Annotated in this window: 13 protein-coding genes; 6 read left to right on the top strand and 7 right to left on the bottom strand. The window is 34.8% G+C overall.

Annotation, left to right across the window (positions count from 1 at the left end):
• Positions 1-1,140: 1,140 nt before the first annotated feature.
• Positions 1,141-1,815 (bottom strand): DUF4294 domain-containing protein, encoded by a 675-nt coding sequence (locus tag ACSVH9_RS15875; RefSeq protein ID WP_438064556.1) that lies wholly within the window; start codon positions 1,813-1,815, stop codon positions 1,141-1,143.
• 81 nt (positions 1,816-1,896) lie between these two features.
• On the opposite strand from ACSVH9_RS15875, the gene ACSVH9_RS15880 reads away from it, so the two are divergent.
• Positions 1,897-2,985, top strand: coding sequence for a M42 family metallopeptidase (locus ACSVH9_RS15880; RefSeq protein ID WP_438064557.1), 1,089 nt, complete (start codon positions 1,897-1,899; stop codon positions 2,983-2,985).
• Positions 2,986-3,053: 68 nt separating this feature from the next.
• Here the strand turns inward: ACSVH9_RS15880 and ACSVH9_RS15885 are convergent, their stop codons facing one another.
• From ACSVH9_RS15885 to ACSVH9_RS15910, 6 genes are all read right to left on the bottom strand, one after another.
• A complete protein-coding gene (locus ACSVH9_RS15885; RefSeq protein ID WP_438064558.1) occupies positions 3,054-3,461 on the bottom strand; it encodes an ankyrin repeat domain-containing protein in 408 nt (135 codons plus the stop codon).
• 228 nt (positions 3,462-3,689) lie between these two features.
• Entirely contained in the window at positions 3,690-4,445 is a 756-nt protein-coding gene (locus ACSVH9_RS15890; protein WP_438064559.1) for a hypothetical protein, read from the bottom strand.
• 230 nt (positions 4,446-4,675) lie between these two features.
• Entirely contained in the window at positions 4,676-5,626 is a 951-nt protein-coding gene (locus ACSVH9_RS15895) for a phosphoribosylaminoimidazolesuccinocarboxamide synthase (protein ID WP_159684820.1), read from the bottom strand.
• An 81-nt stretch (positions 5,627-5,707) separates the two neighbouring features.
• Entirely contained in the window at positions 5,708-8,065 is a 2,358-nt protein-coding gene (locus tag ACSVH9_RS15900) for a prolyl oligopeptidase family serine peptidase (RefSeq protein ID WP_438064560.1), read from the bottom strand.
• 72 nt (positions 8,066-8,137) lie between these two features.
• Positions 8,138-8,953 carry a Cof-type HAD-IIB family hydrolase gene (locus ACSVH9_RS15905; protein ID WP_438064561.1) on the bottom strand — a complete coding sequence of 272 codons (816 nt, stop codon included), beginning with the start codon at positions 8,951-8,953 and terminating at the stop codon, positions 8,138-8,140.
• Positions 8,954-9,056: 103 nt separating this feature from the next.
• Positions 9,057-10,010, bottom strand: a complete 954-nt coding sequence (locus tag ACSVH9_RS15910) for a PhoH family protein (RefSeq protein WP_159684812.1) — start codon at positions 10,008-10,010, stop codon at positions 9,057-9,059.
• A 108-nt stretch (positions 10,011-10,118) separates the two neighbouring features.
• Here ACSVH9_RS15910 and ACSVH9_RS15915 point away from each other — a divergent pair, with 108 nt between their 5' ends.
• The 5 genes from ACSVH9_RS15915 to dnaN all read left to right on the top strand — a co-directional run bounded on the left by ACSVH9_RS15915 (position 10,119) and on the right by dnaN (position 14,985).
• On the top strand, positions 10,119-10,946 hold the full coding sequence (locus ACSVH9_RS15915; protein WP_438064562.1) for an SAM hydrolase/SAM-dependent halogenase family protein: 828 nt from the start codon (positions 10,119-10,121) through the stop codon (positions 10,944-10,946).
• A 48-nt stretch (positions 10,947-10,994) separates the two neighbouring features.
• Positions 10,995-11,291, top strand: coding sequence for a putative quinol monooxygenase (locus ACSVH9_RS15920; RefSeq protein ID WP_438064563.1), 297 nt, complete (start codon positions 10,995-10,997; stop codon positions 11,289-11,291).
• 62 nt (positions 11,292-11,353) lie between these two features.
• A complete protein-coding gene (gene gldF / locus ACSVH9_RS15925; RefSeq protein ID WP_438064564.1) occupies positions 11,354-12,079 on the top strand; it encodes a gliding motility-associated ABC transporter permease subunit GldF in 726 nt (241 codons plus the stop codon).
• Entirely contained in the window at positions 12,079-13,764 is a 1,686-nt protein-coding gene (gene gldG, locus ACSVH9_RS15930; RefSeq protein WP_438064565.1) for a gliding motility-associated ABC transporter substrate-binding protein GldG, read from the top strand. Before gldF ends, gldG begins: the two co-directional genes overlap by 1 nt.
• Positions 13,765-13,866: 102 nt before the next feature.
• A complete protein-coding gene (dnaN, locus tag ACSVH9_RS15935; RefSeq protein ID WP_159684802.1) occupies positions 13,867-14,985 on the top strand; it encodes a DNA polymerase III subunit beta in 1,119 nt (372 codons plus the stop codon).
• The last annotated feature ends 136 nt before the right edge of the window (positions 14,986-15,121 follow it).

Consider the following 15,121-nt stretch of genomic DNA (forward strand, 5'->3'; position numbering starts at 1 on the left):
TTGGCAAGAAAATTTAAAACTTTTTTTGAAAATTTTTATTTCCATTTAAATCTCATTTTCTTATCAATCTTTCAAGGAACTTTCCGTATTTTGCGGGGTGCAAAGGTAAGTAACGTTTTTATTTCTCACAAACTTTTTTGATATTTTTTTTCGAAAATTTCTCTTCTTTTATCTCAATCGCTTGTCAGTATTTAAATGAACGTTGCCGTTGTTGCGGGTGCAAAAGTAGACCCTTTTTTCGTTTAAACAATACCTTTTTCAAACTTTTTTTGATTTATTTTTTAATACATTAATAAAACATTGATAATCATTATTTAACACAAACATTAGCATCGTAAAAAAAATGGCTTACCACAGACACTCTAGCCTTAAAGCCCAATTTGCGCATATTACACCCTGTTCTTACTCTATTTACAGGACGTATTATAGACGTTCAAAAGCCAATTAATCCTTATATATAGTAAAACTTATTACTTCATTATTGTATACATACTATATATATAGTGTCTTTATACTATATACATACCATACACATACTTTATCTATGCACTATCCATATAGTATCCACACACTATCCATACTCTATCCATACTCTATCCATACTCTATCCATACTCTATCCATACTCTATCCATACTCTATCCATACTCTATCCATACTCTATCCATACTCTGTCCATACTCTATCCATACTCTATCCATACTCTATCCATACATTTTATATGTAGTAATAAAGAACAATACATTAAACATAAAAAAAATACAGAACACCTTTCTACGACAAACACACTAGCATCGTCTTTATGGGCGGTCTCGAGGATTACCGGACGCAGCAAGATACATTAGGGATAGGCAGAAATACAATCTAAAAAACCATACTACTTAATTGTACTACGCGACTCCTCTTTGTCGGAATTGACAAAATAGCAACATAAACTTCGTTGTGAAAATTTAGAACAAAGCGTAAAGCAATAAATTATACGTGAAAACAAAGACAAAAAACTGTTGTGAGCACAAATGCCTAGCCCGGATGGTAGTGGCATCCTCTTGGGGCGGGGTTCGAACCAAGAGATATAACGGACAGCCGGAAATAGCTCCTAAAAAAGAAAAGTAGCCTCAATTGTTTAGTTAAGATAAGCTGACTATTTAAGTTGACTGGCTTTTGTATGCCAAGCTTCATTTAAATCGTCATAATTTACAGGGGTTGCAGGTGGTTGGTTTTGGAGCCTTCCTGATTCGAAGGCTCTTACTAAGATTGTCTCGATTAAGAAATCTTCATTTACTTCGTAAGGTTGGTACTTTGTTTTGAGATTAATATCAAAAATTCGGGCCGTGGTATTGGCCCAGAATGCTTTCCATCCACTTTTTAAGTCAGAAACGAGGTCGTAAGTAGTTATACCGGTTTGCCTATGAATTAATTTGACTAAAATTTGCCCCTGTTTTCGTGACAGTTTTTTAAGTTTCGCTTCGAACTCATTCGTTAAATAGTCCTCAACAATTTTAAAATACTTCTTTTTTTCTTTGTTTGTTTTTAAATAAGACATCCCTTTTTTGAGGGCAACGAGTCTTTCAGAGGCTAATTTAGCATAGGGATATGTTTTATATACTCTATTTTGTAGAATTAAGAATTGCTTTTTATCTTCAAGACTTAATTTTTGCTTACTGATGATTATTTCTGGTAACAGAATAGTATCACTGAGAATACTATCGTTTTCGATAAGCGTAGGGTCTGTTTTTTCGGTTTCTTTTGGGACAATTTGTGCTTGTGTCGCGAGAGAACACAAAAGGAATAGGAAATAAATGAAGATTCGGTTCATGGGAAAATTTTATGATTCAAAATTATAAATTTATACACAAGTCTGATGCCAAATTTATAAATTAGCAAAAAATAATTTCATATGAATTCACCATCACTATTGAATGCCTCTTCTATGGCATTTTTAGAAAAATACTTAAATAACGCCTCTCCAACAGGTTTTGAATCTGAAGGCCAAAAGATTTGGATGGACTACCTTCAACCTTATGTGGATACTTTTATTACCGATACCTATGGAACTGCTGTTGGAATCATTAATCCGGATGCTCCATTTAAAGTAGTTATTGAGGGCCACGCAGATGAGATTGCTTGGTATGTTAACTATATTACAGAAGATGGTTTGGTATATGTTATTCGCAATGGAGGCTCTGATCATCAAATTGCTCCTTCGAAACGCGTTAACATACATACCAAAAAAGGGATTGTAAAAGGTGTATTTGGTTGGCCTGCCATACACACTAGAAACAGGGACAAAGAAGAAAATCCAAAAACAAGCAATATCTTCATAGATCTTGGTTGTGAAACAAAAGAGGAAGTAGAAAAATTAGGAGTTCATGTTGGTTGTGTGATTACTTATCCTGATGAATTTATGATTATGAACGAAAACAAATTTGTTTGTCGTGCTATTGATAACCGAATGGGCGGATTTATGATTGCCGAGGTTGCTCGATTATTACATGAGAATAAGAAAAAATTACCTTTTGGATTGTATATTGTAAACGCGGTTCAAGAAGAAGTTGGTCTTAGAGGAGCAGAAATGATTACTCAAACCATACGACCGAATGTTGCTATTGTTACTGATGTATGTCATGACTCGACGACACCTATGATTGACAAAAAGATTGAGGGAGAGACGAAAATAGGCAAAGGACCTGTAATTACTTACGCTCCAGCAGTTCAAAACAATCTTAGAGAACTCATATTGAACACTGCTTCAGAAAAAGGCATCCCTTTTCAGCGATTGGCTTCTTCTAGAGTTACAGGTACCGATACTGATGCTTTTGCTTATAGTAATGGCGGAGTAGCCTCAGCATTGATTTCTTTACCACTTCGCTACATGCACACTACAGTTGAAATGGTGCATCGCAAGGATGTTGAGAACGTCATTCAATTGATCTATGAAACCTTATTAAAAATAGAAAACAACGAAACCTTTTCCTATTTCAAATAAATGATAAAAGCAAAAACTCCGTTTATTCTAGATAAACGGAGTTTTTTTTTGATTGATGATTGCTGTTATTAACGTTGAGCCACTGCGTTTTCTTTGTTCAATTGAAGAAAAACATAGGCTTCTTTTGCATTGGATAATTGTGCATACTTTAAAGCATCGGCACCAAAACTTGTTTTTTCTTCCACTTTTGCTCCTTTAGCAATTAGTAATTTCATGATTTCGACTTTATTGTAGCGAGCTGCAATCATTAAAGGTGTCAAACCATATGACTTTTCATTAACATCGGCTCCAAAATCGATTAATTTTTTGATGAATTCCAAATCGCCTTTATAAATTGCGACGTGCAAAGGTGTTGCTTCTCCATATGAAGGAGTCATAACTTTTACTTTAGCAAATGATTTAACGTTTGCCGCTTCAACTTTTGTAGCAAAACTTGACAGTACTACTAAACCTAAACAGATGATTGCTTTTTTCATGATGATCGTGATTTTTGATTATTGATTGATGATTAAATTTCTTTTCAAAAGTAAAGTATTTTTAATTATGTGTATTACATGGTACTATTTATTAACTAATAATTAACTCGTTGTTTAAACATCTAGTTTTAAGGCAACTCAAAGTTAAATCAACTTACTACTATAGACGTTATCCAATGGTTAATGTTACGTGAGCTTACATAAATTAACTTTAATTTAGCTTTTAAATTATTGATTAGATTCAATAATGGAATTATTTAAGTACTCAGTAATTATTAAATTCTTTTCCGTTACATTTTGTTGAGGAGACACTATGGGTTCGTCAAACATTTGTAAGGTTTCTATCCAATTAAAATCTAGAGGCTGTTCTGACAAAGAACTGTCCTCACCTACCACACTAAAGTCTACACTATTGCTTTCTTTAGTTGATGAAGGTGAAACTATAGCTTCATCGTACATAGCTAACGTATTGATCCAATTAAAATCTAATGTTTTACTTTCGCTCTCTTCCGTTTCTTCGATGATTGCATTTTCTTGACGTACCTTATCATTAAAAGAAGTCTCTTTCTTTGCCACTACAGCTACTACAATCACTTCTTCTTTATTCGAAACAGTATTGCTTTCGTTATCAACTAAAGTTTGGGTTTCCTCACTATCATTTTCTTCAATGATTACACTTTCAAAAGACCAACTTCTTTCTGCTGTTGGAACCAAAGTATAAACCACAGGTGATACCTCTAAAACAAGTTCAGGTTTTACGAAAACTATTGGACTTTCCTTTTTAACTTCAAAATTTGTTTTAACCAATTTAATTTTAGTAAAATCTACTGTTGCTTTTTGGTTTTCATTTTGTTTCAAACTAGGATTGATTTTGGCTTCTCTTCTAGTTCCTATTTTACCGAAATTATTTTTGTCTAAACGAATTTCTAAAGTTGAAATTAAAACTACTGATACTGCTACTGTGTAAATGATTGATGCTTTCATGATTTTTATTTTTTTAGTTTTTTGATTTGTTGTTTTAAATAATAATATCCTATGCAAATATATATCTTTTAAACAGTATCTTGTTTTACATAGTACTTATATTTAACAAATAATTAACAAAACACAAAGGATAACCCCCTAAAAACAAGGAAATTGAAGTATTTACAAACGAAAAAACCTCATACTATTTTCATAGCATGAGGTTTTAAAGAATATGTTTTAGTATCGTTTTATCCTTTTAGATACTCCAAAACATTGTTTTCGATACGTTCATTTATATTTGTAATATCAGCTTTCACAAACTTTTCGCCAATTATATTTTCATACAATTCAATGTAACGATCAGAAACTGATTCGATGTATTCCTCAGTCATTTCTGGGATTTGCTGTCCTTCCTTACCTTGAAAACCATTTTCAATCAACCAACGACGCACAAACTCTTTAGATAATTGCTTTTGCTCTTCCCCTTTTTCCTGTCTTTCTTGGTATCCTTCAGCATAAAAGTAACGAGAAGAATCTGGCGTATGAATTTCATCTATTAAAACAATTTGTCCCTCTTTGGTTTTACCAAACTCATATTTGGTATCCACTAAAATCAATCCACGGCTAGCTGCTATTTCAGTACCCCGTTGAAACAATGCACGTGTATACTTTTCTAATACAAGATAATCTTCCTCGGTCACAATACCATTTGACAAGATAGCTTCTCTTGATATATCAGCATCGTGTTCACCGTTATCTGCTTTTGTTGTTGGGGTAATTATAGGTTCAGGGAACTTATCGTTCTCTTTGAGTCCTTCTGCCATTGTTACTCCGCAAAGGGTTCTTTTACCAGCGGCATACTCACGAGCGGCGTGACCCGATAGGTATCCTCTGATTACCATTTCTACTTTAAAAGGAGTACACAGATGACCAACAGCTACACTTGGGTCTGGAGTAGCCACTAACCAATTTGGAACAATGTCTTTAGTCAACTCCATGAACTTAGTAGCAATTTGATTTAGAATTTGTCCTTTGTATGGAATCCCTTTAGGCAATACTACATCGAATGCTGAGAGTCTATCTGTAGCGACCATTACTAAAAGTTCATCGTTTATATTGTATACTTCACGAACTTTTCCTCGGTAAAGGGATTTCTGATTCGGGAAACTAAAATTGGTTGTTGTAATTGTTGTACTCATTGTGTTGTAAGTTGTGTCATTTTTAAGAACGCAAATTTAAAACTATTTCTAGGAGGAAGCAAAGAAAAGCATTGGTATAATTTACTTGGTTTCTTTTTTTCCAATGGTTGATTCGAACAATTGCAAAATTCTACTGTATTCGTCTATCCAAGAATACGTTTCTCTAAATCCATGGGCTTCGACTGGAAATGACGCCAAGCTCCAATTCTTCTTTCCTAGTTCGATAAATCGCTGTGAAATTCTAACAATATCTTTATATTCTACATTATCATCCACCATTCCGTGAAGCATCAACAGATTTCCTTCCAATTTATCTGCGTAATATATTGGAGAGCTTTTTTGAAACGCAATAGGGTCCGTTTCAGGGAAATTCAAAATATTACCCGTATAGCCATGATTGTAATGTGCCCAATCGGTTACAGATCGTAAAGCTGCTCCAGAAGCAAACTCTTTTGGAGTCGTTAGCATCGCCATCAAAGTAATAAAACCTCCATAAGATCCACCATAAATCCCTACCCTGTTTGGGTCAATTCCGTATTTGTCTACCAATATTTTTTTTCCATCTATATGATCTGAAAGGTCTTTTCCTCCCATAAAACGATAAATACCCGTTCTTACCTCTCTTCCATACCCATCACTACCTCTGTAGTCAATATCTAGTACGGTATAACCTAAATCCGTCAACAAGTTATGAAACATGTATTCTCTATGATAATTACTCCAATAATTGTGAGCGTTTTGTAAATACCCAGCACCATGTACAAAAATTACTGCTGCTTTATTTGCTTTAGCTTCTTCTGGCTGGTACACTCTTGCATAAACGGTAGCCCCGTCTTGTGCTTTATAGGTAATCACTTCTGGTTTTCTCCATTTGTAGCTTTTGAAAGCTTCTGATGTTGAGCTTGTAATAGGACTAAGCTTTGCGTTTTTTACATTAGAAGCTACGTACAATTCCCATGGTTTATCTTTATAAGAATAACGAACCAATAATGTAGCTTCATCAGGAGACATGCTTACTTCATGCGCACCATCGGCAGTCAATATTGGTTGCAGAACGGTATCATTGATATTCAATTTATAAAACTCACGATTTCCAGGATGCGTAGTATTGGTTGACAAATAGAATGTTTTCTTATCTTTTGACAAGGTAACGTCTCGCACTTCCCATTTGCCAGTTGTTACTTGTGTTTTCTTTTTTGTCTTCAAATTATAGGTATACAAATGAGAAAAACCCGTAGCTTCAGATTGGAAATAAATGGTTTCATTGTCATACAAAAAGCCCAAATTCCCCGAACCAAATGAATAGGAAGGAATGCCAGGTCCACCAATCCAAGCCTCGTCATGTTGGTGGTCTATTTCTTCGAAAGTACCGTTTTCTAGATTGAGATTTACCAACCAACGCTCTTTATTGTCTTGGCTTCGGATTTCTACCACCGCAAAGGAACCCGTTTCGTTGTAGACTGGGTCTTGCGCAATAATTAATTTTTCTTCTTTGTCTTTCTTTTTCAGATTATCATATAACGCATAATATTCTGGTTGGTCTTTGATATGTGACAATTTTGAAAAATTGATTATGTATACCGTGTCTTTGGCTACATTATAAATCCCCATTTTTGAATTGACTAGGTTTTTGACAGACACTTTTTCTTTAGTCTCAGGTGATTGGTTGTATCCGTCGGCAGTGATAAACACTTCCATTTTTTCACTTTTCGTTTTAGCCTCCTCGGTAAGTCTGAAAGTAGCATATTGACCATTTGGGTTCATTTTAAAAGCCTCTAAATTATCCTCTCCATACCAATACTCCTTTGGGAAATCCGATTTTATGGCTTTGGCTCTTTCAGCGTTCCATTTTCTTTTAGCCTCTTGGTCTCGAATGAACTGGAACAATTCGGTTTGTTGTGCTTTCAAAAATGATTTATCGTCTTCTTTTTTGTTTTTAGAGGTCCCTTTTTTGAAATTGGTCAGCTGAAGCAATGTTCCTGCTTTTGTATCCAACTGCATCAAGTTATCATTTTGTCCAAAAAACAAAACTCCTTCTTTACTTCCTAACTCTAAATTAGTGATAGAAGCAGTAGTAGCATATATTTTTTTTGTCACTTTATCTTTAATACTATAAGAAAAAATAGCGCCTTTGTTGCTATAATATCCAACAGTACCACTCTTGTTGATTTTGATATTGTATCGAGAGAAAGCAGCTTCTTCAGGTGTAGCTAATTTTGGTGCTGTGGCTCCTTTTTGCCAGAAATACGTACTTGCTCCCCATTCTTTGTTGGGATTCCATTCAAAAAAAACTTTTTGACCATCTACTGACCAACGAGGGTTTTCGGGTTGCCAGCCAATGAAATCATTTCCTTTCATGATTTCTTCTAATTTAAGCTGTTGTGCTTGAATAAAAAAAGTAGTAAGTAAAGCAAAAGCGACTAGTGTTTTTTTCGTCATTATGAATTGTATTTAGGCTAATTATTAGTAATGCTTAATTATTTTCTTTTTTAAGTGTAGCAAAATACTAAACTATTTTAAAATATTTTGAGTAAGGTAAGTTGCTACTGCATTGTCATTATTAGAAGCGATTACTTCCAAGTGTTTTAGTTTGTTTTTTAAAGAATCGGGAGCATTTCCCATAATCAATCCTTTGGCTACAGCTGCCAGCATTCTTTCATCATTAAATCCGTCTCCAAAAGCGATGGCATTGTCAAGAGAGTAACCTTCTCTATTTACTATTTTTTCAATCGCTACACTTTTGTCTACGGACTTGTCCATGAATTCTAGGCAAAAAGGTAAACTGAAGGCGTGGCTGAGAACATCGGAATGTGTCTCGAGAATTTGATCTTTTAAAGCTACCAAAACTTCGTGACTATCGTGAGTAAAGAACAGTTTTATCGCTCGATAATCCGTCAAACTACTAAAATCAACAACTTCAGGTGGGTAAGACAAATCCCTTTGAAAGCTATTGATTTTTTTATTGGTTTTAGAGGTTAGCCATACTTCTTCTTTAAAGAGTACAGTAGTGATAGTGGGGTCAATATCCAATTGAAAAACAGAGGCTACAATTTCGCTTTCTATATCAAAAGAAAACAAGAGTTCATTATTAGGACTATGGATTCTAGCGCCATTTGATGTGACCAAGTACAAAGGAAGATCCATTCCTTTTAAAATAGCCTTTGCATCTATATGGTGTCTACCCGTTGCAATGATAATGGTATATCCCTTTTCATACAATTGATGGAATACGGCTTTGGTTTCTGCTGTGATTTGGTGATTTGAATTGAGTAAAGTACCGTCTAAATCAGAAACTATTACTTTGATCTCTTGATGTGTCTTGTTCATTTTGGCTTTACTTACTTCCTCTTTTTAAATCAGAATAAATAATAAAGCGAAAAGTAAAGCCTTAATTAGCTACTACTTTTCGCTTATCTAACTAAATTAAAATCTAATAATCATTATTCTCAATCTGTTTGTAAGCATCGATTACTTTCTTAACCAGTCGATGGCGTACAATATCTTTATCGTCTAAATAGATGATTCCAATACCTTCAATATCTTTTAAAACGAGTAATGCTTCCTTGAGTCCAGAAATTGTTCTTCTAGGCAAATCCACCTGTCCTGGGTCACCAGTGATCATGAATTTGGCGCATTTTCCCATACGGGTTAGGAACATTTTCATTTGAGAGTGGGTGGTGTTTTGAGCTTCGTCTAAGATGACAAAAGCGTGGTCCAATGTTCTTCCTCTCATGAATGCCAAAGGAGCGATTTGAATGATTCCTTTGGTGATATAATCTTCCAATTTTTCATTGGGTAGCATGTCCCTTAACGCATCGTACAAAGGCTGCATGTAGGGATCCAGTTTTTCTTTCATGTCGCCAGGTAAAAAACCTAAATTTTCTCCTGCTTCTACAGCGGGGCGCGTCAAGATAATTTTTTTAACTTGTTTTTCTTTTAGTGCTTTTACAGCCATCGCAACCCCAGTGTAGGTTTTACCTGTACCTGCAGGTCCTACCGCGAACACCATGTCGTTTTTATTTAAGGTATCCACCAACAGTTGTTGGTTTGGAGTCATGGCCTTGATGATCTTACCTCCTACTCCATGTACCAGAATTTTGTCGTAATCAGCCATTTTTCGATTGTCTTGAGCATCATTCATGATTACTCTTTCAATCACATTTAAGTCGATATTGTTGTATCTTGTAAAATGTAGCATGAGTCTTTGGAACTGTTTTTCAAATTCGTCTAAGACCTCTTTTTCCCCAAAAGCTTTTAAAGTTGAGCCACGAGCCACTATTTTAAGCTTGGGATAATATTTTTTAATCATTTCAAGATGAGTATCTTGAGCGCCCCAAAACTCTTTTGGAGCAATATCAACAAGCTCGATGGTTCTTTCGTTCAAAATGGAGTAGTTTTTAATTAAAAAATAATAGCTGAAATTAGTAGCTTTGCATATCTCAAATTTAAGCAAATTAGCTTTAAATTGCCTTAAATAGTTATAAACAAAATTATGTCAATAATTACTCTTACTACCGATTACGGCTTAAAAGACTACTTTGTAGGCGCTCTTAAGGGTAAGATATTGACGACAAATCCAGAGCTTACTATAGTCGATTTATCGCATGACATTGACCCTTTTAATATCGTAGAAGCCAGTTATATACTTAGTGCGGCTTATGCTAATTTCCCAAAAGGCACGGTACATTTAATTGGTGTAGATATTGAGTTAAACAAAGAAAATCAGCATATAGCCATTCAGTGGAACGACCATTATTTTATTGCCGCCGACAATGGTATTTTGAGTATGTTATGTCAAAAAATAGTGCCCCAAAAAATGGTTGCCATCAACATTCACGATCGACTGCATCATGGTGCTACTGATTTGGATGTGTTTGTACAGGTGGCTTGTCATTTGGCCAAAGGAGGATTGCTTAATGTAATAGGAAAAGAAATAGCTTCTATCAAAGAAGTAACCGAAATGCAAGTTACTATGAATGATCTAGGTAATCAGCTAACTGGTTCGGTGATGTACATTGATCATTTTGGTAATGTGGTAACTAATATTAGTCAAAAACAATTTACAGAGGCTGCCAAAGGTCGTTCTTTTGAGATACTTTTACGAACTAAAAGTATTAAGACTATTGTTTCCAATTATTCAGCCATTGCGGTTTCAGACAAGTATCCAATCAAGTATTATGAAGGAGAAAAATTGGCCTTATTTAATGAAGCTGGTTATTTAGAAATTGCGATTTACAGAAGTAATCCATCAAAAGTAGGTTCCGCTCATAGTTTATTGGGATTGAATTATAGAGACACCATAACTGTCAAATTTTCATAATATAAAAACACCATCAAAAATCACTAAATTTTAATATCTATACTTTAAATGTTTGTACGAATTGTAAAGTTGAGTTTTCATCCAGAACATTGCACTGCCTTTTTGGCTAATTTCGAATTGATGAAGCAACAGATTAGAAATGCTCCTGGCAACCGTTTATTAGAATTGTATCAAGATAAGACCAATTCTAACGTATTTTTCACCTATAGTTATTGGGAAACAGAGGCAGATTTGGAAAACTATAGACAGTCAGCCTTATTCAATGAAGTATGGACCTTTACCAAACAATTATTTAATGCCAAACCTGAAGCTTGGAGTGTAGACAAAATAGCGGTTTTACCCTAATCCCTTTTGGTTTACCATCCATTTAAATTAACGATAAAACACTTTAAAATAAAGTATCACTAATGAAATCAATCGTATTACGAGAAATAAAATCCTTTTTTGGTTCACCCGTAGGTTATTTGGTCATTGCCTTGTTTTTGCTTATAAACGGCGTCTTCCTTTGGCTATTTGAGGGTGATTATAACATTCTCAATTCGGGTTTTGCAGACATGACCCCTTTTTTCACTCTATCTCCATGGATCCTTCTTTTTTTAATTCCAGCAGTTACTATGAGAAGTTTTTCCGATGAAAAAAAGCAGGGGACATTAGAATTGCTTTTGACAAAGCCTTTAAGTATTTGGGAGATTGCTACGGGTAAATTTTTGGGTGCCTTCTTTTTAATTGTAATTGCAATTGTCCCCACCTTTCTCTACGTGTACATTCTTTCTAGCCTTGGGCAACCAGAGGGCAATATTGATATGGGAAGCACCATTGGCTCTTATTTCGGCTTACTTTTTCTTATCAGTAGTTATACTGCAATAGGTATTTACACTTCTACCCTTTCTGAAAATCAGATTGTAGCTTTTATCATTGCCGTTTTTTTATGTTTCATTTTCTATTTTGGATTTGATGGTTTAGCAACTGTTTTTAGTGAATGGAGTTCGTACATAAGTCTTTTTGGAATGCAAGATCACTTCAAAAGTATGAGTCGTGGTGTTTTGGATACCAGAGACATACTTTACTTTGCAAGCGTTAGCGTTTTATTTTTATCATTTACAGTTTATAATCTAAAATCTTTTAAAGCGTAATGAAGGCGTCTATAAAAAACAATCGTATTCAACTCCTCTATATTTTTGGAATAGTACTGACTTTGCACCTACTAGGTTCCTTTTTCTTTTATCGTTTTGACTTGACAAAAGACAAAAGGTACACCCTTTCGGCTACTTCTTTAAACCTACTAAAAGAAGTAAAAAATCCTTTGTCTATTAAAGTCTATATGCAGGGCGACTTACCCGCAGAATTCAAGCGTTTACAACAAGAAACCAAACAAATTCTAGAAGAATTCCAAGCGTACAATAGCAATATTGTATTTGAATTTGTTGATCCGATGGAAAATCAAGAAGAAAGTATGGATCTCATTAAAGATTTGTACCGAAAAGGCCTAACTCCCATTAACATTACAGTTGACGATAAAGGAAAACAATCCCAAGCCTTAGTTTTTCCGTGGGCTATAGCTACCTATGACAACAAAGAAGTTTCGATTCCATTGCTTAAAAACCAAATGGGAGCATCCACCACTCAAAAAGTAATTGGTTCTGTTCAGCATTTAGAATACTCCTTTTCAGATGCTTTCAATAAAATCACCAAAGCCAAACAGAAAAAAGTGGCCATCATCAAAGGAAATGGAGAACTAAAAGAAGCTTTTATTGCTAAGTTTTTATTGCAAGTTAGAGACAGTTATTTTATTGCTCCATTCACACTTGACTCTGTAGCGAAGAATCCTGAAGGAAGTTTACAAGCGCTTAAAGAATATGATTTGGCCGTGATTGCAAAGCCTTCAGAAACTTTTAGTGAAAGTGAAAAACAAGTTTTAGATCAATACTTAATGAATGGCGGAAAAACCATCTGGTTGGTCGATCAGGTCGTTGCAGAAATAGACAGTCTCTATAATCCATCAGGAGCGAGTCTTGCTTACCCTAGAGACTTGAACATCAATGATCTATTTTTTAAATATGGCATTCGTATTAATCCTGATATAGTAAAAGACGAGCAAGGAAGTCCGATACAATTGGCATCAGGTGAGCCAGGAAGTGCTACCCGCTTTCAACAATTCAATTGGAAATACGCGCCATTGGTTACTCCAATAAGCATACATCCAATTGTAAAAAACCTTGGAGGGATTAAATTTGATTTTACCAATTCAATTGATACGCTGAAAAATAACATTAAGAAAACAGTTCTTTTGCAATCTTCACCCTATTCTAAACGCGTAGGAACACCAACAGCAATCAATTTATCGATGGTTTCTGAGACTACTAGTCCAGCTGACTATCCCAATACAGGAGGAATTCCATTGGCCGTTTTGCTTGAGGGCTCCTTCCATTCTGCATTCGAGAATCGCGTAAAAGCTTTTGAACAAACTAATTTTCAATCCACTAGTAAACCTACTAAAATGATTGTCATCTCAGATGGCGATATCCTTAGAAATCAATTGGATAAAAATCAGCTTCCTGTAGAGTTAGGCTACGATCAACGCTCAGGAAATCTCTACGATAACAAAGATTTTCTGATGAATAGTGTGAATTACTTGCTAGATGATAGTGGACTTATTAACATTAGAAGCAAAGATTTAGATCTTCCTTTATTGGATAAAGAAAAAGTATACGCAAATTACACTTACATACAAGTCCTAACTATCGGGCTTCCAATTCTAATTTTAGGCGTTTTTGGTCTCTTGTTTACTTATTTCCGCAAACGTAACTATGCGCGCTAACTGTTAATAAAAAAAATAAAAACATACACTAGATTGAGATATATTTGTAATCAGGTATTCTAACCTAGTTTATATAGAATCCAAAAAAATAAAACAATACACATGAAATTTATAGTATCGAGTTCGTACTTATTAAAACAGTTGCAAGTATTAGGTAATGTGATTAACAGTAGCAATACCTTACCCATTTTAGATAATTTTTTATTTGAATTAGACAATAATCAATTAACGGTATCTGCTTCTGATTTAGAAACTACAATGTCAGCTTCGTTAGCGATAGATTCAACCAGCAAAGGAAGTGTTGCAGTACCAGCTAAATTGCTTTTGGAAATCTTAAAAACGTTCCCAGAGCAGCCATTAACGTTTACGGTAGAAGAAAATAGTACTATAGAGATTAGTTCTAATTCTGGAAAATATGCCTTGGCTTATGCTCCAGGAGAAGAGTTTCCTAAAGCCGTTCAATTGGACGAACCTTCCGTGACACTTGTTCCTGCCGATGTACTAGCAACGGCAATAAGTAAAACCATCTTTGCAGCAGGAAATGATGATTTACGTCCAGTAATGTCTGGAGTGTTTTTTCAATTTTCACCACAAGGGTTGATTTTTGTTGCAACAGACGCTCACAAATTGGTTAAATATGCTCGTACAGATGTTACGGCTTCTGAAGTAGCCGATTTCATTATGCCTAAAAAGCCATTGAACATCTTAAAAAGTATTCTTTCCTCTTCAGATGCTGAAGTTAAAATTGAGTACAATGATAGCAATGCCACTTTCTCTTTTGACAATTACATCTTGATGTGTCGTTTGATTGATGGAAAATACCCAAATTACGAAGCGGTTATTCCAAAAGAAAACCCAAACAAGTTAATCATCGACCGTACTTTGTTCTTAAGCTCAGTACGTCGTGTGGCTATCTTTTCTAACAAAACAACACACCAAATTCGTTTGAAAATTGCTGGTGCCGAATTAAACGTATCCGCAGAAGATATTGATTACTCCAACAAAGCCGAAGAGCGTTTGACTTGTGATTATCAAGGAGACGATATGCAAATTGGCTACAACTCTCGATTCTTAACCGAAATGTTGACCAATCTTCAATCAGATATGATTATGCTTGAAATGTCTTTACCTAACCGCGCTGGGATTTTAACTCCAGTAGATGGTTTAGAAGAAGGCGAAACCGTTACTATGCTTGTAATGCCAGTAATGCTTAACAGCTAATCAATACCCTTTTAAACTAACCAAAACCAATACTATTTCTTGAATCCGTAATTCCTAACCAGTTTTACGGATTTTTTTTTGGAGCAGAAAGAATGGGATTTTCTGGTTTAATAGTCAAAAATGGTTGGTGAAAATG

The organism is Flavobacterium sp. RSSB_23, from assembly GCF_051547145.1.
Taxonomy (GTDB): Bacteria; Bacteroidota; Bacteroidia; order Flavobacteriales; family Flavobacteriaceae; genus Flavobacterium.

Coding starts and splice junctions, on each gene's coding strand:
- ACSVH9_RS15875 (WP_438064556.1), bottom strand. CDS start 1,815: ATGAACCGAATCTTCATTTATTTCCTATTCCTTTTGTGTTCTCTCGCG.
- ACSVH9_RS15880 (WP_438064557.1), top strand. CDS start 1,897: ATGAATTCACCATCACTATTGAATGCCTCTTCTATGGCATTTTTAGAA.
- ACSVH9_RS15885 (WP_438064558.1), bottom strand. CDS start 3,461: ATGAAAAAAGCAATCATCTGTTTAGGTTTAGTAGTACTGTCAAGTTTT.
- ACSVH9_RS15890 (WP_438064559.1), bottom strand. CDS start 4,445: ATGAAAGCATCAATCATTTACACAGTAGCAGTATCAGTAGTTTTAATT.
- ACSVH9_RS15895 (WP_159684820.1), bottom strand. CDS start 5,626: ATGAGTACAACAATTACAACAACCAATTTTAGTTTCCCGAATCAGAAA.
- ACSVH9_RS15900 (WP_438064560.1), bottom strand. CDS start 8,065: ATGACGAAAAAAACACTAGTCGCTTTTGCTTTACTTACTACTTTTTTT.
- ACSVH9_RS15905 (WP_438064561.1), bottom strand. CDS start 8,953: ATGAACAAGACACATCAAGAGATCAAAGTAATAGTTTCTGATTTAGAC.
- ACSVH9_RS15915 (WP_438064562.1), top strand. CDS start 10,119: ATGTCAATAATTACTCTTACTACCGATTACGGCTTAAAAGACTACTTT.
- ACSVH9_RS15920 (WP_438064563.1), top strand. CDS start 10,995: ATGTTTGTACGAATTGTAAAGTTGAGTTTTCATCCAGAACATTGCACT.
- gldF (WP_438064564.1), top strand. CDS start 11,354: ATGAAATCAATCGTATTACGAGAAATAAAATCCTTTTTTGGTTCACCC.
- gldG (WP_438064565.1), top strand. CDS start 12,079: ATGAAGGCGTCTATAAAAAACAATCGTATTCAACTCCTCTATATTTTT.
- dnaN (WP_159684802.1), top strand. CDS start 13,867: ATGAAATTTATAGTATCGAGTTCGTACTTATTAAAACAGTTGCAAGTA.